Consider the following 25,857-nt stretch of genomic DNA (forward strand, 5'->3'; position numbering starts at 1 on the left):
AAAAAGCGAAAGCCAAGGCGAAGGCAGCGGCAGCTGCCAAGGCAAAAGCGGAGGCGTTAGCGAAGCAGAAAAGAGAAGGGACAGAAGAAGTAACGGAAGAAGAAAAAGCGAAAGCCAAGGCGAAGGCAGCGGCAGCTGCCAAGGCAAAAGCGGAGGCGTTAGCGAAGCAGAAAAGAGAAGGGACAGAAGAAGTAACGGAAGAAGAAAAAGCGAAAGCCAAGGCGAAGGCGGTGGCAGCGGCCAAGGCAAAAGCGGCAGCATTGGCGAAGCAGAAAGCCTCGCAAGGTGATGGGGATTCGGGAGATGAAAAGGCAAAGGCAATTGCAGCGGCAAAAGCGAAAGCAGCAGCGGCTGCAAGAGCGAAGACAAAGGGGGCTGAAGGTAAGAAAGAGGATGAGCCGAAGCAGGAAGAACTGTCCGTAAATCAGCCGTATTTAAATCAGTATGTTGAGGCTATTAGGGAGAAGTTAGGAGAGGGTGCATTAGTAGATTCCTACATTAATAAACTGTCAAAGGATGTGCCAACTCTTGTGGTGGATCCCGAAAAATATTATGAAGTGATGGAGTCACTGCGATTCCATGAGGGACTTGCTTTTGATTATATGTCAGAGCTACATGCGACGGATTTTGTGACACATATGGAAGTGTATGTTCATTTGTTTTCATATGGCAAGAAACAATCGGTAGCGGTGAAGGTAAAGCTAGACCGGGAAACGCCGCAAGTCGAATCTGTGACAGCGCTTTGGAAAGGGGCTGACTGGCCGGAGCGAGAAGCATACGATTTGCTCGGCATTATATTTAAAGGGCATCCGAATTTAACACGTATTTTAATGCCAGAGGATTGGGTAGGATATCCGCTTAGAAAAGACTATGAACCGTATGATGTGGAGGTGTAGCTATGATCCGCACGGAAGAGATGCTTTTGAATGTAGGACCTCAGCATCCGAGTACACATGGTGTGTTCAGGCTCGTAATTAAGATTGACGGGGAAATTATTAAAGAAGCTACACCTGTTATTGGGTATTTACATCGCGGGACGGAAAAGATCGCTGAGAGCTTACAGTATACGCAAATTATCCCTTATACAGATCGAATGGACTATTTATCAGCTATGACGAATAATTACGTCATTTGCCATGCTGTAGAGACGATGATGGGGCTTGAAATTCCAGAGCGTGCCGAATACTTGCGAGTACTTGCGATGGAGCTAGGAAGAATTGCGAGCCATCTCGTTTGGTGGGGGACGAATCTTCTTGATATAGGAGCGGTTAGCCCGTTTTTGTACGCGTTTCGTGAACGAGAGATGATTATAAATTTATTAAATGAATTATGCGGGGCACGGCTTACTTTTAACTATATGAGAGTTGGTGGTGTGAAGTGGGATGCGCCAGATGGTTGGATTGAAAAGGTGGAAGAGTTTGTTCCGTATATGAGAGAGCAACTGGCAGGTTATCATGATCTTGTTAGCGGTAATGAGATTTTCTTAAATCGTGTGAAAGGCGTTGGTATATATAGCGCGGAAGAAGCGATTTCGTATTCTTTAAGCGGAGCAAATTTGCGGTGCACTGGAGTAAACTGGGATCTTCGCAAAGATGAGCCGTATTCGATTTATGATCGTTTTGATTTTGATATTCCTGTTGGAAGCGTGGGAGATGCTTGGGATCGCTACGTTTGCCGAATGCAAGAAATCGAGGAGTCTTTAAAGATTGTTGAGCAAGCGGTTCAGCAGTTCCCGAAAGATGGAGCTGTGCTGGCAAAAGTACCAAAAATTATTAAGGCACCTAAGGGAGAAGCATTTGTACGTATCGAATCGCCGCGCGGAGAGATTGGGTGTTATATCGCTAGTGACGGAAAGAAAGAGCCGTACCGTTTGAAGTTTCGTAGGCCATCTTTTTATAACTTGCAAATTTTACCGAAGTTATTGAAAGGTGAAAACATCGCTAATTTAATTACGATTTTAGGTGGAGTTGATATTGTACTTGGGGAGGTTGATGGCTAATGATTGAGACGCTCTTACAATCACCTTCAAGCTGGACGAATTTCTTCATTTTTTTCGGATTAGCGGTACTTCTACTATTTGCAGTCCTTGGCTTCGTTACATATGGAATCTTGGCAGAACGGAAAGTGATGGGGTTTATGCAAGGGCGGATTGGCCCAAACCAGGTTGGAGGCCGATTTGGTTTACTGCAAACGGTAGCTGATGTTTTAAAACTATTATTGAAAGAAGATAGTATTCCGAAAGCAGCAGATAAACCGCTGTTTATATTAGCACCTGTCATTGCATTTGCACCAGCATTTATGGTGCTTGCGGTTATCCCGTTCACTGATAAATTTCAATTTGCAGATATTGGAGTTGGGCTACTTTATTATATTGCTGTTTCCGGTATTACGACGATAGGTGTTGTAACTGGGGGATGGGCATCGAATAATAAATATTCCCTTTTAGGAGGAATGCGTGCGGCGGCGCAAATGATTTCTTATGAGATTCCGCTCGTAATGAGTGTAATTGGTATCGTTTTGCTAGCTGGTAGTCTGAATTTAAATGAGATTGTAGCGGCGCAGGAGAAGGTTTGGTACATTTTCGTACAGCCAATTGGCTTCGTCGTTTTCTTAATCGCAGCAGTTGCAGAGTTAAATAGAACGCCATTCGATTTGCCAGAAGCGGAGTCAGAACTTGTTTCTGGATATCATACGGAATACTCAGGTTTTCGCTGGGCGTTTTTCATGCTTTCAGAGTACGTATATTTCTTCGGGATGGCATCGTTAATTACAGTGCTCTTTTTAGGCGGATGGAATCCAGTCATGTTTCTTGGATTTATCCCAGGTGCCGTATGGTTTGCTTTGAAATTTAGCAGTGTAGTCTTTCTATTAATTTGGTTCCGCGTTACGTTCCCGCGTATAAGAGGTGACCAGTTAATGGAGTTTGGTTGGAAAGTATTATTGCCGATTGCACTTGCAAATATTTTCTTAACGGCATTGATTAAGGAGTTATTCTTCTAATCTATGAGGGGGGTGCCAGTAAGAGATGAAAGGACTATTTAAAGGATTAAAATATACATTAAGTAATTTGAGCAAGAAGAAGGTAACGTATGATTATCCAAATCAACCGTTGCCGTTGCCAGACCGTTTTCGTGGAATTCAAAAATTTTATCCGGAGAAATGTATTGTTTGTAATCAGTGCTCTAACATTTGTCCGACAGACTGTATTCAGTTAACAGGAAAGAAACATCCGGATCCTACGAAAAAAGGAAAAATTATCGACACGTATGATATTAATTTTGAAATTTGTATTCTTTGTGATTTATGTACAGAAGTTTGTCCGACAGAGGCAATTGTCATGACAAATAACTTTGAACTCGCGGAATATTCACGTGATGACTTATTTAAAAATTTGCAGTGGCTTGACGAAAACGACGAAAACGTCAGGAAGGAGAACAAGGCATGAATGGCGAGTTTGTAGCATTCTTTATACTATCCTTGTCTGCAATTATCGGCGGTGTTCTTATGTTGAACTTAACGAAAGTTATGCACATGATGCTAGCTCTCGTTCTGACATTTCTCAGCATTGCAGGTTTGTATTTTCTTTTATCAGCTGAATTTATAGGCGTTGCACAAATTTTACTTTACTCTGGTGCAATCACAATTATTATGATTTTCGGCATTATGTTAACGAAACATAACGCGGAAAATGAATCGCGTCTTACTCTTCGAAAATGGATTATCTTCTTTGCAGTTGTAGCATTTGGAGCGGTTATGTATTTCGCTGTTAATAATATTGATTTTGCAAATGAAAGCACACAAGGAAGTTTACCTCTCCATGAAAACAACACACTTCAAATCGGTACGCTTCTCTATTCAAAATATATTATCCCATTTGAACTAACTTCAGTTATTTTACTTGTAGCACTCGTTGGCGCGATTGTACTTGCGAAAAAGGATGAGAAAGAGGAGGATTCCAATGAGTAGCGTTCCAGCTTCTGCATATTTAACACTTGCGATTATTTTGTTTTGCATCGGTCTATTTGGAGCTTTAACAAAGCGGAATACAGTAATCGTATTAGTTTGTATCGAATTAATGCTGAATGCTGCCAATTTAAACTTAGTGGCGTTTAGTAAATTAGGCTTATTTCCGAATTTAACAGGTCAAATTTTCTCACTGTTTACGATGGCTGTAGCGGCAGCGGAAGCGGCGGTAGGACTCGCTATTTTAATTGCTTTATATCGCAATCGTACGACAGTTCAGGTGGATGAAATGGATACGCTTAAAGGATAGCATTGTGACCGAAAAAGGGGGAAGGAAACAATGATCGATTATGCATGGCTCATACCGCTTTTCCCACTCGTTTCGTTTTTGTTACTCATTATATTCGGGAAGAAAATTAGAGAAGGAAGCAGCGTACTTAGTATTTTTTTCGTCTTTCTCTCCTTTATACTTGCGGTACTTGTGTTAATAGAAAGGTTTTCAGAAGCAAGCGTGAAGCATAAGTGGGTGTGGCTTAGAGCTGGAGATGTGGATATATCATTCGGCTTTGAAGTGACTGCATTAGGAGCTTTAATGTTATTTATCGTGACGCTTGTGAGTCTACTTGTACATGTGTATTCGAAAGGTTATATGAAAGGTGATGAACGATTACCAACCTTTTACGCATATTTAGGACTCTTTACATTTGCGATGTTAGGGCTTGTTATATCAACGAATTTATTACAGCTTTATATATTTTGGGAATTAGTTGGCCTTGGTTCATTTTTACTTATCGGTTTTTATTTCTTTGAAGAAGAAGCGAAGGCTGCTGCAAAAAAGGCTTTTATTATGACCCGTATTGGGGATGTTGGTTTATTTATCGGGATGATTTTAATTTTTTGGTACGCAGGTAGTTTTGAATATGACGCAATATTTAGGGCGATTTATACAGGGGATCTACCTCCTTACATGATTACAATAACAGCGATATTAATTTTTATCGGGGCGATGGGAAAATCAGGTCAGTTCCCGCTTCATACGTGGTTGCCAGATGCAATGGAAGGGCCAACGCCCGTTTCGGCACTTATTCACGCGGCGACGATGGTGGCAGCTGGCGTATATTTAGTAGCGACGATGTTCCCTCTATTTTCAGCAAGTACAGTGGCGATGCAGACAGTGGCAATCGTTGGAGCTTTCACTGCAATCTTTGCGGCCTCTATTGGTCTTGTGCAAACAGATATAAAGAGGGTGCTTGCTTATTCTACAGTTAGCCAGCTCGGGTATATGATGCTCGCGTTAGGTTCTGCCGGTTATGTAGCTGGTATATTCCATTTAACGACACACGCTTTTTTTAAAGCACTATTATTTTTGGCGGCAGGAAGTGTAATTCATGCTGTGCATACGCAAAACATTAATAAAATGGGCGGTTTACAGAAGAAGATGAAAGTAACTGGTACGCTATTTTTAATAGGTACCCTTGCCATTAGCGGTGTTCCGCTGCTTTCCGGTTTTTTCAGCAAAGATGAAATTTTAGCGGCGACGTGGATGAATGGCAATTACGTTTTATTTACTTTAGCGGTAATTGCGGCGTTTTTAACAGCATTTTATATGTTCCGCCTATACTTTCTTGTCTTTACTGGAGAAACGAAGACGAAGGAAGAAGTGCATGAATCGCCTCGCGTTATGACGTATCCAATGATTGTTCTCGGCGTTCTTGCGGTAGTGGCAGGATATATAAATACACCATGGTTTGGGACATTTCTCGGAGATTGGTTGACGAAAGATGTAGGGTTTAAGGTTGAAGAAGCGCATGGACCAGTTTGGATTATGATTGTTGCGACACTCGTTTCATTTGCGGGAATCGCTCTTGCATATTTCATATATTGCAAGAAATCAATTTCTAGAGATTGGGCTGGGGGTACGGAAACATCTCTTTATAATCTTTTGAAAGAAAAATATTATGTGGATGAACTATACAACATGACGGTGATCCCTATTACGAAAGGAATCGCTCATGTGCTTCGCTTATTTGAAGTGTATGTAGTCGAAGGAATTGCAGTTTTAATTGGAAGTGTAGTTAAAGGCACAAGTAATCTTGGATCGAAACTTCAAAACGGGAATGTACAAGTGTACGGTACTGTAACGGCGGTTTCGCTCGCTGTACTCGTCATTATTTTGCTCTATACGGGAGGGGATTTACGATGAATGATTTGTTGTTAACGTTCTTCATTTTTTCCCCGCTTTTAGGAATTTTATTGCTTGTATTAACACCGAAAAAGGAATTGCGTACAGTGCGAGCGCTTGGCTTATTTGGGACGGCACTTCCATTTGGAATCGCTATCGTCCTCGCTTGTACATATGCTTCTGGAAAGAATTTGTCCCTATTTGATGAGAAGGTGAAATGGATTAAGTTCGGCGATTTCACAGCGGTAGATAAAAGGTGGTTTTCTATTTATTACGAGCTCGGTATTGATGGTTTGTCGCTTGTCATGATGGTACTGACGGCTCTTCTAGCGATGCTTGCAGCAATTGCAGCCTTTTCTATTAAAAGAAATTTAAAAGCATTTTATATGCTGTTACTTATGCTAGAAATAGGAATGCTCGGCGTCTTTGCTGCTCAAAACTTAATGTTGTTTTTTATCTTCTTTGAAATTACGTTGCCACCAATGTTCTTATTAATTGGAAAGTGGGGAAAATTGTCGAGTGAAAAGGCTGCGTATAGTTATTTAATATATAACGGTATTGGCTCAGCTATTTTGCTCATTGTTTTCTCAATTTTGTTCGCGAAAACAGGTACAACAAATATTGTGGAGCTGAAAGAGATATTAAGAAGTATAAACGCAGAGGGAGCACTCGTCATCCCAAGTAGTTTGCAGCTTAGTGTATTTATTGCCATAATGATTGCTTTTGCAATTAAACTACCTGTTTTTCCGTTGCACCGCTGGATGGTCAATGTACACATAGAAGCGCATCCAGCTGTAGTTATGCTTCATGCTGGAGTTTTGCTAAAGATTGGAGCATACGGTATTATTCGCTTCGGGAAAGGGCTATTCCCGGAATATTTTCACGATGTTGCAACGCTAATTGCTATATTAGGCGTAATTAATTTATTATACGGTGCCTTTTTAGCGCTCATCCAAACGGACTTTAGGAAAGTACTGGCTTACTCTAGTATTTCGCATATGGGAATTGTGTTAATGGGACTTGCGTCACTTAATGCACCTGGTACACAAGGAGCGCTATTCCAAGTTGTATCACATGGTTTAATTGCAGCCTTGCTATTCTTCCTACTGGGTGTTATAGAACAACGATTTGGAACTTCGGATATTACGGTGCTAGGCGGACTTGCGAAAAGTGTACCGATACTTAGCGGATTCTTTTTAGCAGGAGGAATGGCCTCGCTTGGATTACCAGGGATGTCTGGGTTTGTTAGTGAATTTCTTGCCTTTCTCGGTTTATTTCAAGGAGAGCCCGTCATTGCTGCAGTCGGTGTGATTGGCATCATTTTAACCGCTGTATATGTATTAAGGGCGACACTTCAAGTGACATTTGGAAAGAAAGAGTGGGAAGCAAAAACTGATATACACGGATGGGAGTATGTCCCTGTTTTACTACTTATCTTTTGTATTATTGCAATTGGAGTTATGCCAGAGATACTAGGGGATCCGCTTCAAAATACATTGAAAACATTGGGGGTGAAGTAGGATGGATATGAATACGTTACTTAGTTTATCGTGGCATCTAATGGTGCCAGAATTTATTATTCTCGGCGCCGCCATCCTTCTTTCCATATGTGATTTGTTTTTTAAGCTGAACCATAGATATGTAGCTTTTGGTGCGATTGCTGCCATCGTATTGGCAATCGTGTCATTAATTACTCTATATAGCGAACCAGCAGGAGATATTTTAAATGGATCGTTTGTGTTAGATGGATTTTCAAAAGGGTTTAAAACGTTGCTATTAGGTGCCTCAGCTCTCATTTTATGCACCGCAATGAGCGATGATAAGAAGAATCCAATTGAAGATAAGGGTGAATATTATTACTTATTTTTAATGGCACTTCTTGGTGCGATGTTCATGGCTTCTAGTGTTGATTTTATTACCCTTTTCGTTGGTTTGGAGTTACTTTCACTTTCTTCTTATATTTTAGTAGGAATACGAAAAAAGAGCTGTGCATCAAATGAAGCGGCAATGAAATACGTCATTAGCGGAGGAATTGGAACGGCGATTACGCTCTTCGGAATGAGTTATTTATACGGTATTACAGGTTCAACTAACATTGTAGATATGCAAAAGGTACTCACTGGGGAACTCGCTAGTGGTATTCAGTTATTGTTAGCTCTTGCATTTCTTTTATTGCTAGTCGGTCTCTCATTTAAAATTGCCACAGTGCCGTTTCATATGTGGGCACCTGATGTATATGAAGGAGCGGCTACACCAGTTACTGCTTTTCTTGGAACGATTTCTAAAATTGCTGGTTTCCTACTCATTATTCGTTTGTTCCTTATGGTTTTTGCAAGTGTATTAATACAAGGAGATATGCAATCTTTATATGGGCATATGAGTATATATATTGCGGTGCTAGCAAGTATTACGATGATTGTTGGGAATGTAGTCGCGTTAAAACAATACAATATAAAGCGTTTATTTGCTTATTCGGGCATTGCTCATGCAGGGTATTTACTCGTTCCACTTGTAGCATTATCACCATTTACGATGGATAGCATGTGGTTTTATATGCTGGCATACATGCTTATGAATATAGGTGCATTTGCTATCATCCACGGCTTAATCTTACAAAATGATGAGGAAAATATAACAATTTTCACAGGTTTATATAAAAGGTCACCATTTGCAGCGATTATGATGACAATCTTTATTTTATCGCTGGCTGGGATACCAGGAACGGCTGGCTTCATTGGAAAGATTAACATCTTTTTAGGCGCGCTTCATGTAGAGCCAGCACATTACGTACTAGCTTCGATTATGATGGGTACGACAGTTGTTTCATTCGTATATTATTTCCGTATTTTACAACAAATGTTTTTCCGCACAGGAGAGACAGAAGAGAGGATACGGTTACCGTTAAATATAAAGGTTGTTATGAGTCTTTGTGCAATTTCGATTGTAATACTAGGGATTATGCCGATGATTGGGTACAATTTCTTTTATGAATATTTTCCATTAATGAAAGATTTCTTCTTCTTAGGGAACGTGGTACAATAGTGAAAATAAAAGGTGTGGAGTCAGTACTCTGCGCTTTTTATTTTGTGTTAACTTGTAATGTAGATATACGTTTTTGGAAAGAAAATCACGATGTAAAATGTAAGATGTCTATGTGCATTTGAAAAAGTGTAGCTCCTACTTATTATGGTATCGTTTTTATATTCTTTCATAAGTAGTAGCTGAGTAAAAAGGGGTCGATTTTTTGGCACAACTTTTAGGGCAACAAGCACTGATTGCCATTGTTTCGCATTTATTGTTTATTACCATTACGTGGTGGGCCTTACAAGGCATTCACATTGAGCGTTTAATGAAGTCCGGAAAAGTGCTGCAGACGCGAGTATTACTCATCTTAATTACAATTGCAATTGGGACATCTGTAAGTAACTTTTTCCTTGATTATTTAGGCTATTCGAAGAGTTTAACGTATTTAGTAAAGTAAGTGTATAGAACCTCAAATCTCCGTTAACAATGGGGATAGGAGGGGATGAAATTGAAGCTTAAAGCCATTCTTATTGTTGCACTTAGTGTTGTTTTATTTTTGGTTGGATATAGAGAGATGAAACCGATAAGCGATGAACAGAAAATGGAGAGCATGATCAAGGCTTTAGAGAAAAATGATGCTAAAGTAGAAAAATGGTCATGGTTAGCGAGAGAAACAAAAACAATTTCTAACATACATACGTTTCAAAAGTTGTTAAACGATGTGAAGGAAAAAGCAAATATTCAAAAGTGGGAAGTAGAGCAATCTCCAGATGGATATAAAGCTACATCCTATAAAAAGCTTTCTTCTTATGAAGAACGAGTAGTAGTAACTTGGAGTAAAGAAAATACTAAAGAAAACACTTTCATTATCTTTGAAGTAAGTGGGGCGAAATGGGACCCGAAGTATGTTCAAAACATGAATAAAATTTTTAGTGAAAAACCTATAATTTACACTTGTGTTCAAGGTGTACTGAATGATAAGATTGAAGGTGTTTTGCAAAATAAAACCAATCAGGTTTTGAAAGATCTTTCAGCAAGAGCGATCGAACAAGTAGAAGAAAGAGCATTTGTGTCAGTCTCCGCATACAATAAAAAGTGGGATGACGCTCTTTCAACAAATAGAGAGAAAATAAATGTGCAAATAGCAATACGTTCTACAGACAACAAAGATACAATTGTGGTTGGCACACCGATCATAACTTCTGAGTATTGAGTGAATAGATACTGAAAAAAGGACACGGAGGGGAATAATTTGGAAAAGATCATCGTCCGTGGCGGAAAGCGGTTAAACGGCACAGTGCGTGTTGAGGGCGCAAAAAATGCTGTATTACCTATAATCGCTGCAGCCCTATTAGCGAGTGATGGAAAGAATGTACTATCTGAAGTACCAGTTTTGTCTGATGTATACACAATTAATGAGGTATTACGTCATTTAAATGCTGAAGTCGTATTTGAAAATAATCAAGTAACAATCGATTCTTCTAAAGAACTAAACATTGAAGCACCATTTGAATATGTACGTAAAATGCGTGCATCTGTTCAAGTAATGGGACCATTATTAGCACGTAACGGTCGTGCTCGTATTGCACTTCCTGGTGGATGTGCAATTGGTTCACGTCCAATTGACCAACATTTAAAAGGCTTCGAAGCAATGGGAGCAAAAGTACAGGTTGGTAACGGTTTTGTTGAGGCATATGTTGAGGGAGAACTAAAAGGAGCTAAAATCTACTTAGACTTCCCAAGCGTAGGCGCGACAGAAAACATTATGTCTGCAGCTACATTAGCAAAAGGGACAACAATTCTTGAAAACGCAGCGAAAGAACCAGAAATCGTTGACTTAGCTAACTTCTTAAATGCGATGGGAGCGAAAGTACGCGGAGCTGGAACTGGAACGATTCGTATCGAAGGCGTTGATAAATTATATGGTGCAAACCATTCTATTATTCCTGACCGTATTGAAGCGGGAACATTCATGGTTGCAGCAGCAATTACTGGTGGAGACATCTTAATTGAAAATGCTGTACCTGAACATTTACGCTCAATTACAGCGAAAATGGAAGAAATGGGTGTTAAAATTATTGAGGAAAACGAAGGTGTACGTGTTATCGGCCCAGATAAGTTAAAAGCGGTTGATATTAAAACTATGCCTCACCCAGGTTTCCCAACAGACATGCAATCACAAATGATGGCATTATTACTACAAGCTGATGGAACAAGCATGATTACAGAAACGGTATTCGAAAACCGCTTTATGCACGTTGAAGAATTCCGTCGTATGAATGCTGATATTAAAATTGAAGGTCGTTCTGTTATTATGAACGGTCCAAACAGCTTACAAGGTGCTGAAGTAGCAGCAACTGACTTACGTGCTGCAGCTGCATTAATCTTAGCTGGTTTAGTATCAGAAGGTTATACTCGTGTAACTGAGTTAAAACATCTTGACCGTGGCTATGTAAACTTCCATAAGAAATTAGCTGCATTAGGTGCAACTATTGAACGTGTAAACGAAAAAGTAGAAGAAGTGAAAGAACAAGAAGTTTCTGATCTTCACGCTTAATTGAAATAGTCTCTATGTCTTTTGACATAGGGGCTATTTTTTTGGGTTATTACTGTTATAGTCAATAAATTCTATACTTATGCACGTACCAGTAAAAATATTTAGAAAATTTCTGTTTTATACTCTTCCCCTTAAGTATGTTCTAAAAGAAAGAGTTGTTCCATAAGAATGAATGGAGTAAAGCTTTTATATTGGGGGAAAATAGGATGAAATTTTCAAAGCCACTTTTTATTACAGTAGCGCTCTTAATAGCGCTCGTTATCATTGTACCTGCAGCCCTTGTTATTCCATTTGCGAAAGCAAAAGTAGGGGAAGAAACGGCCTCTAAAACTCCTCCAGCGATAGAAAGCATACCAGCTCCAGGAAAAGTAGATACAGCTGTTCAAGTTGCTGTATATCGCGAAAAACAGAAGAAGGTAGAAACATTACCAGTGGAGGAGTATGTGACAGGTGTAGTAGCTTCTGAGATGAATGCCAGTTTTGAAATAGAGGCACTAAAGGCGCAGGCATTAGCAGCGAGAACATTTGTAGTACAACGTATGCTAAGCGGAGGAAAGAAAAATAATGCGGACGTGACAGATACGGTGAAAGATCAAGTGTACAAAAGCAAAGATGAATTGAAGAAGCAATGGGGTAATAACTACGAAAATAATTTGAAGAAAATCGAAGAAGCCGTTTCGAAAACAGCAGGACAAGTTTTAACGTATGATGGAAAACCAATTTCAGCATCCTTCTTTTCAACGAGTAATGGCCGAACAGAAAATGCAGCTGACTATTGGGGAAATGATTATCCGTACTTGAAAAGTGTAGATAGTCCGTGGGATCAAGCCTCTCCAAAGTTTACGAGCGAGCAAACATTTACAGTAGCTGATTTTCAAAAACGTCTCGGTGTGAAAGTGCTAGCAGACGGGAAGGTTGGAAATATTAAAGACCTTACGGAAGGAAAGCGCGTAAAGGATGTAGCTTTTCAAGGAAAAACATTAACAGGAAAAGAAGTTCGTGAAAAGTTAGATTTACGTTCTTCTGATTTCACGTGGAAACAACAAGGAGATAAAATCATCGTTACGACGAAAGGGTTCGGTCACGGCGTTGGTATGAGTCAATACGGGGCGAACGGCATGGCAGCGGAAGGAAAGAAATATACAGATATCGTCGCTCATTACTATAAAGGCGTTGAAATAAAGACGATGAATGATTATGAAGGAAAACTGATGGTGAAGAAATAGGTGTCAGAACTCTGGCACCTATTTTTTTCTGTTTAAAATATCATAATTTTCCATTAACTGTTTGATATAATAGGATAAAAAGGCATTTGGGGGAAATGAAATGGCGTTACTAGAGTTGAAACAGTTAGGGAAGGCGAACCAGTTACCGGAAATGGAGCTAAAGGTTGAAAAAGGGCAATGTATTGTTTTGCAATGCAATAATCATACAGCTAAAGTGTTACACCGCATTATTATTGGTCAAGAAGAAGCTTCAACTGGCAACGTACTGTTTGAAGGGGAAGCAATTGGAAAGAAAAATTATTCCCGCATAGGCTTTTGTTTTTTGAAGGATGAAGCATATGATCGTTTGAAGGTGAAGGAATACTTTAAGTTTTTAATAGGGCTTTATGAATCAAAGATAAGTATAGAAGAAGTTGTGCAGTCTGTTGGTCTCCTAGATAAGCTAAACGTTAAAATAGAAAAACTATCATTTTCAGAGAAGCGTCGTCTTCATATTGGGCGAGTGATGATTCATAATCCGGATTTAATCATTTTGGAAGAACCGGAGCAAAATGTAGATATAGAGAGTACGGTTATTATTCGAAAAGCAATTATGAAAATGAAAGAACAAGGAAAGGCAATTTTTATTACGTCATCTTTCCTATCGGATGCCCTTTCGTTAACAGAGGATGTATACATATTAAACAACGATTGTGTGAAAAAAGTAGAAATTGAACAAGAGGAAGTGGAAGAAGTCGATGAAGAGAAGGTCGTTCAAATAATTCCGCAAATGAAGTTAGAAAGAATACCTGCGAAAGTGAACGATAAAATCATTTTACTTGATCCGATGGAAATCCATTTCATTGAAACACAAAACGGAGTAACACATATTCACGTTCGTGAAGGAGATTTCGTATGCGCTTTAACATTAGGTGAACTAGAAGCAAGGTTAACAGGTTTTGGTTTCTTTAGATGTCATCGCTCGTACCTTGTGAATTTACAAAGAGTGCGAGAAGTGATTACTTGGACTCGTAACAGTTTTAGCTTAATTTTAGACGACGAAAGAAAAAGTTCAATCCCGCTTTCAAAAGGACGAATGGATGAATTAAAAGGTGTTATTGGACTATAAAAGTGCTCCAATAAGCTCAACATGCGATTCATTCACCGGTAAAAATACTCCTTTTACCGGTATTTTAATGCGCCTACCCTTTGTTTTTCATATGATTGAGTCAAGAAAAGCGAAACAAACGAACGAAAAGCGCTAAAGCGACTTTCATCTATAAAGAAGAAAAACAAAGGGGATGAAGAAATGACATTGGCAATTGAAATGAAAGATGTAATGAAAAGTTTCAGTGGAAAAACGGCACTTCGAAATGTAAATATTGAGGTGAAGCAAGGAGAGATATTCGGATTCCTTGGACCGAGTGGATCTGGTAAGACGACAACAGTAAAAATTTTAACTTCTCAATTGCTTCATAGTGTTGGAACGGTAAGAGTATTAGGGAAAGATATTACAGGACCAAGTAGCATCGATTACAAACGAATTGGTATTTTAACAGATAACAGCGGCTTATATGAAAGACTTAGCATTTATGATAACTTACTATTATTTTGTGACTTATATGATTGCAAAAAAGAACGAATCGATGAAGTACTAGCACAAGTGAATTTATTAGATGATAAAAAAACACCAGTAAAAAAAATATCAAAGGGAATGAAGCAACGCGTCACACTAGCAAGAGCAATCCTTCATAAACCAGATATCCTTTTCTTAGACGAACCAACATCTGCACTTGATCCAGTAAACGTACAAAACATTCATAAAATCTTAAAAGACTTAAATAAAGAAGGAACGACGATTTTCTTAACGACTCACAACATGGACGAAGCAGAAACGCTTTGTAACCGCATTGCCTTCCTGTGTGGCGGAGAAATTGTAGCACTTGATACACCGGAGAACCTTCGCTTACAATACGCGAAAGATCAAATACAAGTCGTGTTAAAGGATAAGAAGAAAGAAACGGTACAAAAAGATGAATTAGGTGCAAAACGTATTTCAGAATGGATGAACAAAGGAGAATTACTATCCATTCATTCACACGAACCAACTTTAGGCGATATTTTTATTGAAGTTACTGGGAGGGGATTATAATGACATTTTCAATGAGACGTGTATCAGCTATTTTTAGAAAAGAAGTACAAGATTTTAAGACAAATTCACAAGTGTTGTTAATGGCATTTTTACCAATTATACTTTCATTTTTGTTTAGCAGATTTGGAGCGGGAAAGGAAATGTTAGGCATTACTACTATAACGGCCTTCCTATTTGTCGCAGGCTTTGTTCAATCTATGGTAATTGCAGAAGAAAAAGAAAAACATACATTGCGTGTATTAATGCTATCACCGGCATCTTCGGTTGAAGTTCTACTTGGAAAAAGTATATTAACAGCATGTTTGACATTGGGCATTTGTATTGTGAACTTATTTATTTTGGATCAATTCAGTGGAAATCTATTATTGCTAGGATTTATTTTCTTATGTGGAACAATTTTATTTATTGTGATTGGAACAATGATTGGATTGTTAGCTGCATCTGTACCACAAACATCAATAATTGGAATGCCGATATTAATGACGATGTATTTGGCTGTACAGTTTGAGCCAATGGTTGAAAATAAAGTAATTAAGACGATGATTGGATATCTTCCAACATCTCATATTGTGAAAGCACTTAACAGTTTAGTAGGTGGGGCGGGATTTGGTAGTATTAGTGGGCATGTATTAAATGTTGCAGTTTGGCTTATTATATCGCTCTTTGTATGTTTAATCGTATATAAAAAGAAACAATTAGATTAAAAACTGAGTCAAAAGTGCTCAGTTTTTTCTTTTTTCTATCATTTCCTCGGAAATTTTGCAATTCTCATACATATTTTTACAGATTTTGTCGAAAAGTAATTAGTTATACGTTGTATAGGATACGTGAATATTGTTCAAAATGATTGCTGAGGTGATGATGGAATGCGAGGAAGAAATAATAAAAAGTCGCAAAAGGTAGTACATTTATTTCAAAAAAGATGGGTGTTTCCGGCACTATACATTGCTTGTGCAGCGGTAATCTTAATGGTTGCGCTATGGTTCCAAGGAGCTAATCCGAAGAAGACTCCAAACCACGATCAAGCAACACCGTATACACAATCGGAAGATCCAGCAGTACCAGTAACAAAATCTTCAGAAGTAGTGAAAATGCCAGCTGCCGCGAATGCGGAAGTAGTCGTACAGAAGAAATTCTATGAAGATGCAGCAACTGAGGCGGAACAAGAAAAAGCACTTGTCTTTTATAACAACACATATTCCCCGAATAAAGGAATTGACATTGCTGCGAAGAATGGAAAAGAATTCAATGTTGCTGCTGCTTTAAGTGGTACAGTAACGAAAGCTGAAAAAGATTCACTTCTTGGTTATGTTGTAACAGTTGATAGTGGAAATGGTGTAGCGGTATCTTATCAAAGCTTAGGCAGTGTGAAAGTAGAAAAAGGTGCAAGAGTTGCACAAGGTGAAGTATTAGGAACATCCGGTCTAAGTGCAATGAATAAAGAGGCAGGTTCTCACGTTCACTTTGAAGTACGTAAAGACAATGTGGCTGTGAACCCTGAACGTTACTTAAATAAATCAGTAACAGAAATTAAAGCTGATGCAGGTGCTGCAAAGGCTACGAATGCTTCTGGTAAAAAAGCTGATGACAAATCTCAAAAAGAAGAGAAGTCAACGAGCACGAAACCTGAAAGTAAAACAGAAGACAAGTCTCAAAAAGAAGAGAAATCAACAAGCGGTTCAACTAGTGACAAAAAAGAAGAACCGAAGAAAGAAGAAAAATCAACAAATGGTTCTACAGAATCATCTAACGATTCTTCTTCACAAGAATAAGAAAGTGAAAAAATCAGTTCCCACTAGGGGAGCTGATTTTTTTATTTTTATATAAAAATACTCAATTTCGAGAAAAAAGTTGCAATAACAAGGAAAAATGACGAGATTCTCGAATATATATTACAAAAGGGAGGGGATACTGTGTCATTTTTGTTTGTTCTGTCGACTGCTATTATTTTATTGTTTGTTTTATTCACTTTATATTATTACATTGCCGGTAAGAAAGAGGTTCCCCACCATCAATTGTTAGAAGAAGAATTGGAACGAGAAGAATGACACCTTATATATAAGGTGTCATTTTTTTTCGCTATAATAGTCAGTTTTAACGTATTTCTCACAAAAAACGTAATTTTTCTTAACTTAGTCCGCAAAAATAGTGAACATGTAGCATATATCAGTAGTGCGGGCAATACAATGGTATAAACCAAAGCAAAGAGAGTGTTTGAGGTGAGAAATCGTGAATCATTTCATTATAAATCCAAGAATGTTTAACGCTTACAAACAGCACTCACACTTACTTCTTAGTCGTATGCAGCGAGGCTCATTTCACCCTTCTCACATCCAAATTAGGGAGGCGAGTGGTGTGCACGATTACATCAAAGAGAGAACTATCAAGATTGGTAAGTATATCGTGGAGACAAGAAAGACAGTGCGTGTCATTGCAAAGGAATTTGGGGTATCAAAGAGTACAGTCCATAAAGATTTAACAGAACGTCTACCAGAAATTAATCCAGAGCTCGCAAATGAAGTGAAAGAAATTCTTGATTATCATAAGTCTATTCGTCATTTAAGAGGGGGAGAAGCAACAAAACAAAAGTATAGAAAAGAAGATGTAGAGAAGCCTGTACGTCAATAATGTTACGGTAGCAAACATTCCGTTCACATTCGGTAATATTTTTCAGAAGAATTCTTTTTGCGAATATTACGTTTCTGTTAAATTTATGATAAAATCAGAAATTAGGTGAAAAGAATTCGGGTGTAACCTGATTTTGAATATCGAGGAGGAAAAAACGGGAATGTTTGCGCGAGATATCGGAATTGACCTAGGTACGGCTAACGTATTAATTCATGTTAAAGGTAAGGGTATTGTATTAAATGAGCCATCTGTTGTGGCGATTGATCGTAATAGTGGTAAAGTATTAGCAGTAGGTGAAGAAGCGAGAAGCATGGTGGGACGTACGCCTGGTAATATTGTAGCAATTCGTCCACTTAAAGATGGTGTAATCGCAGATTTCGAAATTACAGAAGCAATGTTAAAGTATTTCATTAACAAATTGGACGTAAAGAGCTTCTTTTCAAAACCTCGTATTTTAATTTGTTGTCCAACAAATATTACATCGGTAGAACAAAAAGCAATTCGTGAAGCTGCTGAACGTTCAGGTGGTAAAACAGTATTTTTAGAAGAAGAACCAAAAGTAGCCGCAGTTGGTGCTGGTATGGAAATCTTCCAACCAAGCGGTAACATGGTTGTTGATATTGGTGGAGGTACAACAGATATCGCTGTACTATCTATGGGTGATATTGTTACCTCTTCCTCTATCAAAATGGCTGGCGATAAGTTTGATATGGAGATCTTAAACTATATTAAACGTAAGTATAAGCTATTAATCGGAGAACGTACTTCAGAAGATATTAAAATTAAAGTTGGTACAGTATTCCCAGGTGCACGTAGCGAAGAACTTGAAATTCGCGGACGTGACATGGTAACAGGCTTACCACGTACAATTACAGTATGCTCTGAAGAAATTACAGAAGCATTAAAAGAAAATGCAGCTGTTATTGTACAAGCTGCAAAAGGTGTATTAGAGCGCACACCACCAGAATTATCTGCAGATATCATCGACCGCGGTGTTATTCTAACAGGCGGTGGAGCTTTACTACACGGTATCGACATGCTTCTAGCAGAAGAACTAAAAGTACCAGTATTAATTGCTGAAAACCCAATGCACTGCGTTGCGGTTGGTACAGGTATTATGTTAGAGAATATCGACAGATTACCAAAGCGTGCTTTGAGATAATTTGAAAGAACTAAGGCTGGTGCCTTAGTTCTTTTTTTCGTTTTTATATTTTTTTATTTTGTTTTTTTGCGAAAATGGAAGGAAAATAGAGAAATATGAAGGAAACAGGTAAAATATTCATATATATGGTTAAATTTAATATTTCCTTAATTGAAAACGTTTATAATATAATGAGTCGAATACGACATTAAGGCAAATAATGTTTCAATACATATTGCCTTTCCCTAATTTGGGCATACACTCTTTTCCACCTCCGTGTCAGTTGCAAAAATGTGCAACTATTTTAATGGAATAGAGTGTGTGCATTTTTTTTAGGAAGTTGTGCTAAATATAAAATGTTACTTTGTAATGACAAACAATAAACAAAATGGGATAATAGCAATATGTCCAAGTGGTAAGACCAATATTACAAAAGGGGCGATTGTTACATGCTAAATATAGAACAAATTAAAGAAATCATTCCTCACCGCTATCCATTTTTACTTGTTGATAAAATATTAGAAGTAGATGAAGGAAAAAGAGCGGTTGGGATTAAAAATGTATCCGCAAACGAAGAATTCTTTAACGGACACTTCCCTGACTATGCAGTTATGCCTGGTGTACTTATTGTAGAAGCATTAGCGCAAGTAGGAGCAGTTGCAGTATTAAAGAAAGAAGAAAACCGCGGGAGACTTGCTTTCTTTGCAGGTATCGACAATTGCCGTTTCAAAAAACAAGTACGCCCAGGTGATCAGCTTCGTCTAGAAGTAGAAATGACACGCGTACGCGGCCCAATTGGAAAAGGAAAAGCAATCGCAACAGTAGATGGTGAAGTTGCATGTGAGGCAGAAATTACATTTGCGATTGGTGATAAAAAAGAATAGATAGTAATAAAAAAATCTCCTTGTGAAAAGACAAGGGGGTTTTTTATTTCTGCTATATAACGATGAAGTGATAATATACAAACTAATCAGAAAATTACTTGTAAATATATGGTAATTACCATATACTTACTTTATTGTTTATCTAGAAAACAGGATAAGTGATAAAGGTAATAAAGAAATAAGGGCATTGTCATATTGTTAAGGTACTTAAATAAGACAAAGTAGAATGTTATTGATTATGATGAAATATGGGGAAAACAGCAAAAAATTAATTAGACGTATGAAATCGAGCATAAGAGAGAGAAAAGGGAAATGTCGCATTTCACAAAAGGAGATTATGAATATGTTCGGGAGAAAGAAAAGAAAACCATTACGACAATTAATTACACATAAAGAGCCTAAATCGCGTATTACAGAACAATACCGTAACATTCGTACAAACATTGAGTTTACATCTGTAGATAATCATGTTCGTTCTATTATTGTTACTTCAGCCGATCCAGGTGATGGGAAAACAACGACAATCTCAAACTTAGCAGTTGTTTTCGGACAACAAGGAAAGAAAGTTTTATTAATTGGAGCTGACTTGCGGAAGCCGACGATACAAAACTTATTTACCATTCATAGTTCAAATGGATTAACGAACTTATTATCAGGACAAGCAAAACTTATGCAATGCATTCAAAAAACAGATATAGAGAACGTATACTTAATGGCAGCAGGTCCAATCCCGCCAAACCCAGCAGAACTATTAGGGAGCCGGGCAATGGACGAGGCGTTGCTAGAAGCATATAACATGTTTGATATTATATTAATCGACACACCACCTGTCCTTGCGGTTACGGATGCACAAATACTAGCGAATAAATGTGATGGAATCGTACTCGTTGTACGAAGTGAAAAGACGGAAAAAGATAAAATCGTAAAAGCGAAACAAATATTAGATAAAGCATCAGGAAAACTACTAGGTGTTGTTTTGAACGATAAAAGAGAAGAAAAAGAGCAGTATGGTTATTACTAAAATAGAAAAAAGCCAATAAGAAATACTTGTTGGCTTTTTTTCTCATTTTGAAATTTATTTCTCAAGTTACATAGCATAAAAAACGTGATATGATAAATAATTTGGAAAACCATTGGAATGTGTTGTCATATTTAAGATTATTTTGTAAGATTATACTTGTTTGTTATGAACAAATATAGAACTGAATTATTAAAAATAAAAAATGTAAGATTTATATGTTATAATTTTTCCTATGTGTAAATTTTAGAAAGTTGGAGGAACTTATGGAAGAAACAATTAGTTTAAAAGAGTTATTTCATATTTTTAAAAAACGTTTAGCAATGATCCTCGTAATTGCCTTTGGTGCAGCAATAGTAAGTGCTATTATTAGCTTCTTCTTTATGACACCAATCTATCAATCTTCGACGCAAATTCTTGTTAACCAGAAGAAACAAGAGGGGGCAATGTTCCAAGCTGGTGAAATTCAAACGAATATTCAATTAACGAATACATATAAGGTTATTATTAAAAGCCCAGTAATCTTAGAACAAGTGAATGAAAAATTAAATTTAAATATGACAGCGCAAGAGTTAACAAAAAAGGTTAATGTTGCGAATGAAAAGGATTCACAAGTAATCGCTGTAACAGCTGAGGATAAAGATCCTAAAATAGCTCGTGATATCGCTAATGCAACTGCAGATGTATTTAAAGGTGAAGTTGCAAAAATTATGAACGTTGATAACGTAACAGTAATATCTAAAGCAGAAGTTACAGAAAATCAATCTCCGATTAAACCAGCTCCTATGCTTAATGTAGCAATTGCTTTCATTGTTGGTTTAATAGCTTCAGTTGGTCTTGCATTCTTACTTGAATACTTAGATAACACAGTGAAAAAAGAAGAAGATGTAGAAAATTTACTTGGTTTACCAGTGTTAGGTATTGTAGCTCGTATGGATGAAGAAACAATGAACGTGAAATCACACGCTCCATCATCAAGAAAAGTGAGGGGACAAACAATTGGCTCTTAATTTATTTAAAAAGAAAAAGAATCATCGTCAACGCCGTCAATTAATTGCTCATCAACAACCGAAATCACCAATTTCAGAACAATATCGTAATATTCGAACGAATATTGAATTTGCAGCTATTGATACAAATTTACATTCATTAATGGTAACGTCTGCGAATCCGAGTGAAGGGAAAACGACAACGACAGCGAATATGGCAGTTGTGTTTGCACAACAAGGAAAGAAAGTATTATTAATTGATGCAGATATGCGTAAACCAGCAATGCATCAAATGTTCCAAGTAGATAATATTTTTGGACTCACGAACGTATTAACACATAGTGAACGTTTAGAAAAATGTGTACAAACAACATTAGTTGATAATCTACACTTTTTAGCTTGTGGTCCAATCCCACCAAACCCGGCCGAATTGTTAGGTTCAAAGTCAATGAAGGAACTTCTTGGACAAGCATACAGTATGTATGATTTAGTTATTTTTGATATGCCACCAATTTTAGCTGTAACCGATGCGCAAATTATGGCAAATGTATGTGATGCTTCTGTTCTTGTTGTTCGTAGTGAATCAACAGAGAAAGAAACAGCAGTAAAAGCAAAAGGATTATTGGAGTCTGCAAAAGGTAAATTGTTAGGTGTTGTTCTAAACGACCGTGAACGTGAACAAGGCTTATATTATTATTACGGTGCAAACTAGTTTTAAAGTGAGATATGGTAAAAACATATCTCCTTTTTTCCCTTGAACATGAGAAATCTCTCATATTCAAGGGAAAAAAGATCTTTATAGGAGAGAGGGAGGATGAAACAAATGATAGATTTACATTGTCACATTTTACCTGGTATCGATGATGGTGCACAGACAGTAACAGATAGTTTAGCAATGGCACAACAAGCCGTAGCAGAAGGAATACATACAATTGTCGCAACGCCGCACCACCAAAATGGCAAATATGTAAACGAACGTACCTCAATTATTCATCACGTAAAACAATTAAATGATGAACTACAACAACATAATATCCCACTTACTATTTTACCGGGGCAAGAGGTCAGATTATATGGTGATTTATTAGAAGACTATGAATCTGGTAAAATCGTTACTTTAAATGAAACAAATAAATATATATTCATTGAATTCCCGTCGAATCACGTACCTCGTTATGCAGAACAACTATTATATGAACTACGTGTAAAAGGAATGATCCCAATTATTGTTCACCCGGAACGTAATGCCGAGTTAATCGAGCGGCCAGATAAGTTATATAACATTGTAAATAAAGGGGCATTAACGCAAATAACGGCAGGTAGTTTATTAGGGAAATTCGGTAAAAAAATTAAAAAGTTTTCACTTCAACTTGTAGAACATAATTTAACACATATGGTGGCTTCAGATGCACATAACACAACTTCAAGAGGATTTCATTTAGCAGAAAGCTATGAACTAATTGAGAAAGAATTTGGGACGAATGTTATGGGTGATTTAAAAGAGAATCCATATTTATTAATTAGTGGAAAAGCAATTTATAAAGAAGATCCAGAACAAATTCGCCGTAAAAAGTTGTTCGGTATTTTTTAAATGAAAAATTGGTGATGCCTCCTAACCGTTATCAACGGGGGCACTCGGTCGTGCTGTGGGTAGAAAATTTTATTTCGAACCTACCTTAGACGCTTGTCGTCGGGAGTATGACGTGAGGATGGGTTAGATGCCCATAATTTATTTATGGTAGAAACTCTACCTATGGAGTTATAACTATGACTCCATAGATAGGGTTTTTGTTATTGCTACATATAAATATTAAAATGCGGAGGGTTATAATTGAAAAAAGTAAGAAAGGCAATTATTCCAGCGGCTGGTCTTGGGACAAGATTTTTACCAGCAACGAAAGCGATGCCGAAAGAAATGTTACCTATCGTTGATAAACCGACAATTCAATACATAGTAGAAGAAGCGATAGAATCAGGAATTGAAGATATTATTATTGTTACTGGAAAAGGTAAACGTGCTATTGAAGATCATTTTGATCATTCCTTTGAATTAGAGCAAAACCTTTTAGAAAAAGGGAAGTATGAAATGCTTGAAAAAGTACAAGCATCTTCAAAAATTAATATTCATTACATAAGACAAAAAGAACCAAAGGGTCTAGGACACGCAGTGTGGTGCGCACGTAAGTTTATTGGAAATGAACCATTTGCAGTATTACTTGGTGATGATATTGTACAAGCAGAAACACCATGTTTACGTCAATTGATGGATCAATATGAGGGTACACAGTCTTCTGTTATAGGTGTACAAACAGTACCAGAAAATGAAACTCATCGTTACGGTATTATTGACCCAGTTGAACAAGATGACCGTCGTTATCAAGTGCGACAATTTGTTGAAAAGCCAGCAGAAGGTACAGCACCATCGAATTTAGCAATTATGGGTCGTTATGTGTTAACGCCAGAAATCTTTATGTTCCTTGAAAATCAGCAGACAGGTGCTGGTGGGGAAATTCAATTAACAGATGCGATTCAACGATTAAATGAAATTCAACGAGTATTTGCATATGACTTCGAAGGTACTCGTTATGATGTTGGGGAGAAATTTGGATTTATTAAGACAACTATTGAGATGGCACTTCAGCATGCAAATTTAAATAAAGAATTAATAAAGTACATGAATGAGATTATAAAAAGGGAAAAATTACACGCATAAGGGAAAGGTGATATATTTGGATAGTCGTGAAATAGTTAGTGAGCCATTGGAAGGAAGTACATTGGAGGTAAAAAAATCTAGTGGAATATATTTATGTTTAAAGAGAACTATGGATCTCATTGGGGCTATAGTGGGATTAATAATTTTTTCTCCAATATTTCTTTTAATTTCAATTTTATATATGACAGGGGATAATAAAGGGCCTATCTTTTTTAAACAGATTCGTATGGGGAAGAATGGAAAAGAATTTTATATTTATAAATTTAGATCAATGATTGTAAATGCGGAAGAAAAATTAAAGAGAAATGAAATATTATATAGAAAATACATAGATAATAATTACAAATTAGAACCAAGTGAAGATCCACGCATAACAAAAGTAGGACAGTTTTTAAGAAAGACTAGTTTAGATGAACTGCCACAGTTTTTAAATGTTTTAAAAGGTGATATGAGCCTTGTTGGCCCAAGACCAGTAGTCCAAGAAGAGTTAATAGAGTATGGTAAAAGAAAAGATGAATTTTTATCTGTAAAGCCAGGTCTTACAGGTTATTGGCAAGTAAGTGGTAGAAGTGATGTAGGATACCCAGAGAGAGTAGAATTAGAACTCCATTATATTTATAATTGCTCTATTTTGTTTGACATGAAAATAATCTTTTTAACAATGGTACATGTAATAATGAGAAAAGGAGCATATTGAATAGATGAATAAAATCTCTGTATTAATACCGACTTATAACGCGGAACAGTACATATATGATTTGTTAACTAGGTTATATAATCAAGATTTAAGAAATAATCAAGAGTTAGAAATTATCATTGTAGATTCTGCATCTAAAGACAGAACGATTTCAATTATAGAGGAAAAATTCCCTGAAACGATTGTAAAATCAATTAATAATCAAGACTTTGATCATGGGGGGACACGCAATTATTTGGCTTCACTAGCGAAAGGGAATATTTTATTGTTTATGACACAGGATGCTATACCTTGTGATAATCAATTAATATCCAAATTGGTAGATTCCTTAGGAGATGAAGAGATAGTTGTAAGTTATGCAAGGCAAATTCCAAGGGAAGATGCGAATCTTTTAGAAAAATTCGCTAGATCATTTAATTATCCAAAGGTTTCGATAGCAAAAAATAAGGACTCAATTGAAAAAATGGGAGTAAAGACTTTCTTTAATTCTAATGTATGTAGTGCATATAAAAGAGATTGGTTTTTACAGTTAGGAAAATTTCCAACGAAAGTTATCCTTAATGAGGATATGATTTTTGCAGCTAAATCAATTTTTAGTAATAAAAAAGTTTATTATTGTGCAGAAGCTAAAGTTTTTCATTCCCATAATTATGGACTTATTCAACAATTTAAAAGATATTTTGATATAGGTATGGCTTTTGAGG

Annotated in this window: 28 protein-coding genes; all 28 read left to right on the forward strand. The window is 37.2% G+C overall.

Annotated features, from left to right (window positions below):
• The coding region (locus GBN78_RS21050; RefSeq protein WP_152127679.1) for an NADH-quinone oxidoreductase subunit C at positions 1-896 on the forward strand (896 nt) is incomplete at its 5' end.
• A gap of 2 nt (positions 897-898) precedes the next feature.
• Positions 899-1,999 carry an NADH-quinone oxidoreductase subunit NuoD gene (gene nuoD, locus GBN78_RS21055; protein WP_000621434.1) on the forward strand — a complete coding sequence of 367 codons (1,101 nt, stop codon included), beginning with the start codon at positions 899-901 and terminating at the stop codon, positions 1,997-1,999.
• Positions 1,999-3,000 (forward strand): NADH-quinone oxidoreductase subunit NuoH, encoded by a 1,002-nt coding sequence (gene nuoH, locus GBN78_RS21060; RefSeq protein WP_000573426.1) that lies wholly within the window; start codon positions 1,999-2,001, stop codon positions 2,998-3,000. The genes nuoD and nuoH overlap by 1 nt, the downstream gene beginning before the upstream one ends.
• Positions 3,001-3,025: 25 nt before the next feature.
• Positions 3,026-3,445, forward strand: a complete 420-nt coding sequence (gene nuoI, locus GBN78_RS21065; RefSeq protein WP_000677191.1) for an NADH-quinone oxidoreductase subunit NuoI — start codon at positions 3,026-3,028, stop codon at positions 3,443-3,445.
• Positions 3,442-3,966, forward strand: a complete 525-nt coding sequence (locus GBN78_RS21070; RefSeq protein ID WP_001012811.1) for an NADH-quinone oxidoreductase subunit J — start codon at positions 3,442-3,444, stop codon at positions 3,964-3,966. The genes nuoI and GBN78_RS21070 overlap by 4 nt, the downstream gene beginning before the upstream one ends.
• On the forward strand, positions 3,959-4,273 hold the full coding sequence (gene nuoK / locus GBN78_RS21075; protein WP_000100079.1) for an NADH-quinone oxidoreductase subunit NuoK: 315 nt from the start codon (positions 3,959-3,961) through the stop codon (positions 4,271-4,273). Before GBN78_RS21070 ends, nuoK begins: the two co-directional genes overlap by 8 nt.
• A gap of 30 nt (positions 4,274-4,303) precedes the next feature.
• A complete protein-coding gene (gene nuoL, locus GBN78_RS21080) occupies positions 4,304-6,166 on the forward strand; it encodes an NADH-quinone oxidoreductase subunit L (protein ID WP_044585022.1) in 1,863 nt (620 codons plus the stop codon).
• Positions 6,163-7,665 (forward strand): NADH-quinone oxidoreductase subunit M, encoded by a 1,503-nt coding sequence (locus GBN78_RS21085; RefSeq protein ID WP_061655619.1) that lies wholly within the window; start codon positions 6,163-6,165, stop codon positions 7,663-7,665. The genes nuoL and GBN78_RS21085 overlap by 4 nt, the downstream gene beginning before the upstream one ends.
• A 7-nt stretch (positions 7,666-7,672) precedes the next feature.
• Positions 7,673-9,187 carry an NADH-quinone oxidoreductase subunit NuoN gene (nuoN, locus tag GBN78_RS21090; protein WP_033667460.1) on the forward strand — a complete coding sequence of 505 codons (1,515 nt, stop codon included), beginning with the start codon at positions 7,673-7,675 and terminating at the stop codon, positions 9,185-9,187.
• A gap of 202 nt (positions 9,188-9,389) precedes the next feature.
• The gene (locus tag GBN78_RS21095; RefSeq protein ID WP_000057889.1) at positions 9,390-9,626 is read left to right on the forward strand and encodes a DUF1146 family protein; all 237 of its coding nucleotides are present in this window, start codon (positions 9,390-9,392) and stop codon (positions 9,624-9,626) included.
• A 51-nt stretch (positions 9,627-9,677) separates the two neighbouring features.
• A complete protein-coding gene (locus GBN78_RS21100) occupies positions 9,678-10,382 on the forward strand; it encodes a YwmB family TATA-box binding protein (protein ID WP_000767916.1) in 705 nt (234 codons plus the stop codon).
• Positions 10,383-10,421: 39 nt separating this feature from the next.
• Positions 10,422-11,726 carry a UDP-N-acetylglucosamine 1-carboxyvinyltransferase gene (murA, locus tag GBN78_RS21105; RefSeq protein ID WP_000411274.1) on the forward strand — a complete coding sequence of 435 codons (1,305 nt, stop codon included), beginning with the start codon at positions 10,422-10,424 and terminating at the stop codon, positions 11,724-11,726.
• Between the two features lie 206 nt (positions 11,727-11,932).
• Positions 11,933-12,952, forward strand: coding sequence for a stage II sporulation protein D (spoIID, locus tag GBN78_RS21110; RefSeq protein WP_000672663.1), 1,020 nt, complete (start codon positions 11,933-11,935; stop codon positions 12,950-12,952).
• 100 nt (positions 12,953-13,052) lie between these two features.
• Positions 13,053-14,060 carry a LytTR family transcriptional regulator DNA-binding domain-containing protein gene (locus tag GBN78_RS21115; RefSeq protein ID WP_070184494.1) on the forward strand — a complete coding sequence of 336 codons (1,008 nt, stop codon included), beginning with the start codon at positions 13,053-13,055 and terminating at the stop codon, positions 14,058-14,060.
• A 180-nt stretch (positions 14,061-14,240) separates the two neighbouring features.
• Positions 14,241-15,083, forward strand: coding sequence for an ABC transporter ATP-binding protein (locus GBN78_RS21120; RefSeq protein ID WP_070184493.1), 843 nt, complete (start codon positions 14,241-14,243; stop codon positions 15,081-15,083).
• A complete protein-coding gene (locus GBN78_RS21125; RefSeq protein WP_000144441.1) occupies positions 15,083-15,787 on the forward strand; it encodes an ABC transporter permease in 705 nt (234 codons plus the stop codon). The genes GBN78_RS21120 and GBN78_RS21125 overlap by 1 nt, the downstream gene beginning before the upstream one ends.
• Before the next feature lie 162 nt (positions 15,788-15,949).
• On the forward strand, positions 15,950-16,855 hold the full coding sequence (gene spoIIQ / locus GBN78_RS21130) for a stage II sporulation protein SpoIIQ (protein WP_001214926.1): 906 nt from the start codon (positions 15,950-15,952) through the stop codon (positions 16,853-16,855).
• Positions 16,856-16,996: 141 nt separating this feature from the next.
• A complete protein-coding gene (locus GBN78_RS21135; RefSeq protein WP_000008903.1) occupies positions 16,997-17,131 on the forward strand; it encodes a hypothetical protein in 135 nt (44 codons plus the stop codon).
• A 307-nt stretch (positions 17,132-17,438) separates the two neighbouring features.
• Positions 17,439-17,711, forward strand: a complete 273-nt coding sequence (gene spoIIID / locus GBN78_RS21140; RefSeq protein WP_000544012.1) for a sporulation transcriptional regulator SpoIIID — start codon at positions 17,439-17,441, stop codon at positions 17,709-17,711.
• A 160-nt stretch (positions 17,712-17,871) separates the two neighbouring features.
• Entirely contained in the window at positions 17,872-18,873 is a 1,002-nt protein-coding gene (gene mreB / locus GBN78_RS21145) for a rod shape-determining protein (protein WP_000457978.1), read from the forward strand.
• A gap of 428 nt (positions 18,874-19,301) precedes the next feature.
• Positions 19,302-19,736, forward strand: a complete 435-nt coding sequence (fabZ, locus tag GBN78_RS21150; protein WP_000931959.1) for a 3-hydroxyacyl-ACP dehydratase FabZ — start codon at positions 19,302-19,304, stop codon at positions 19,734-19,736.
• A 343-nt stretch (positions 19,737-20,079) separates the two neighbouring features.
• Complete coding sequence (locus GBN78_RS21155; protein WP_070184492.1) at positions 20,080-20,757, forward strand: CpsD/CapB family tyrosine-protein kinase; 678 nt, start codon at positions 20,080-20,082, stop codon at positions 20,755-20,757.
• A 263-nt stretch (positions 20,758-21,020) separates the two neighbouring features.
• A complete protein-coding gene (locus GBN78_RS21160; RefSeq protein WP_030029446.1) occupies positions 21,021-21,764 on the forward strand; it encodes a YveK family protein in 744 nt (247 codons plus the stop codon).
• Positions 21,754-22,455, forward strand: a complete 702-nt coding sequence (locus GBN78_RS21165) for a CpsD/CapB family tyrosine-protein kinase (RefSeq protein ID WP_030029444.1) — start codon at positions 21,754-21,756, stop codon at positions 22,453-22,455. The genes GBN78_RS21160 and GBN78_RS21165 overlap by 11 nt, the downstream gene beginning before the upstream one ends.
• 111 nt (positions 22,456-22,566) lie before the next feature.
• Positions 22,567-23,334, forward strand: coding sequence for a tyrosine-protein phosphatase (locus GBN78_RS21170; protein WP_070184508.1), 768 nt, complete (start codon positions 22,567-22,569; stop codon positions 23,332-23,334).
• Between the two features lie 240 nt (positions 23,335-23,574).
• Positions 23,575-24,456, forward strand: a complete 882-nt coding sequence (bpsC, locus tag GBN78_RS21175; protein WP_070184491.1) for a UTP--glucose-1-phosphate uridylyltransferase BpsC — start codon at positions 23,575-23,577, stop codon at positions 24,454-24,456.
• A 16-nt stretch (positions 24,457-24,472) separates the two neighbouring features.
• Positions 24,473-25,153, forward strand: coding sequence for a sugar transferase (locus GBN78_RS21180; protein ID WP_070184490.1), 681 nt, complete (start codon positions 24,473-24,475; stop codon positions 25,151-25,153).
• A 4-nt stretch (positions 25,154-25,157) separates the two neighbouring features.
• A partial coding sequence (locus GBN78_RS21185; RefSeq protein WP_152127680.1) for a glycosyltransferase family 2 protein occupies positions 25,158-25,857 on the forward strand: 700 nt, incomplete at its 3' end.

Origin of the sequence: Bacillus sp. B2-WWTP-C-10-Post-4 (assembly GCF_009183805.1) — a bacterium.
Classification (GTDB): Bacteria; Bacillota; Bacilli; order Bacillales; family Bacillaceae_G; genus Bacillus_A; species Bacillus_A cereus.

Coding starts and splice junctions, on each gene's coding strand:
- nuoD (WP_000621434.1), top strand. CDS start 899: ATGATCCGCACGGAAGAGATGCTTTTGAATGTAGGACCTCAGCATCCG.
- nuoH (WP_000573426.1), top strand. CDS start 1,999: ATGATTGAGACGCTCTTACAATCACCTTCAAGCTGGACGAATTTCTTC.
- nuoI (WP_000677191.1), top strand. CDS start 3,026: ATGAAAGGACTATTTAAAGGATTAAAATATACATTAAGTAATTTGAGC.
- GBN78_RS21070 (WP_001012811.1), top strand. CDS start 3,442: ATGAATGGCGAGTTTGTAGCATTCTTTATACTATCCTTGTCTGCAATT.
- nuoK (WP_000100079.1), top strand. CDS start 3,959: ATGAGTAGCGTTCCAGCTTCTGCATATTTAACACTTGCGATTATTTTG.
- nuoL (WP_044585022.1), top strand. CDS start 4,304: ATGATCGATTATGCATGGCTCATACCGCTTTTCCCACTCGTTTCGTTT.
- GBN78_RS21085 (WP_061655619.1), top strand. CDS start 6,163: ATGAATGATTTGTTGTTAACGTTCTTCATTTTTTCCCCGCTTTTAGGA.
- nuoN (WP_033667460.1), top strand. CDS start 7,673: ATGAATACGTTACTTAGTTTATCGTGGCATCTAATGGTGCCAGAATTT.
- spoIID (WP_000672663.1), top strand. CDS start 11,933: ATGAAATTTTCAAAGCCACTTTTTATTACAGTAGCGCTCTTAATAGCG.
- GBN78_RS21115 (WP_070184494.1), top strand. CDS start 13,053: ATGGCGTTACTAGAGTTGAAACAGTTAGGGAAGGCGAACCAGTTACCG.
- GBN78_RS21120 (WP_070184493.1), top strand. CDS start 14,241: ATGACATTGGCAATTGAAATGAAAGATGTAATGAAAAGTTTCAGTGGA.
- GBN78_RS21125 (WP_000144441.1), top strand. CDS start 15,083: ATGACATTTTCAATGAGACGTGTATCAGCTATTTTTAGAAAAGAAGTA.
- spoIIQ (WP_001214926.1), top strand. CDS start 15,950: ATGCGAGGAAGAAATAATAAAAAGTCGCAAAAGGTAGTACATTTATTT.
- mreB (WP_000457978.1), top strand. CDS start 17,872: ATGTTTGCGCGAGATATCGGAATTGACCTAGGTACGGCTAACGTATTA.
- fabZ (WP_000931959.1), top strand. CDS start 19,302: ATGCTAAATATAGAACAAATTAAAGAAATCATTCCTCACCGCTATCCA.
- GBN78_RS21155 (WP_070184492.1), top strand. CDS start 20,080: ATGTTCGGGAGAAAGAAAAGAAAACCATTACGACAATTAATTACACAT.
- GBN78_RS21160 (WP_030029446.1), top strand. CDS start 21,021: ATGGAAGAAACAATTAGTTTAAAAGAGTTATTTCATATTTTTAAAAAA.
- GBN78_RS21170 (WP_070184508.1), top strand. CDS start 22,567: ATGATAGATTTACATTGTCACATTTTACCTGGTATCGATGATGGTGCA.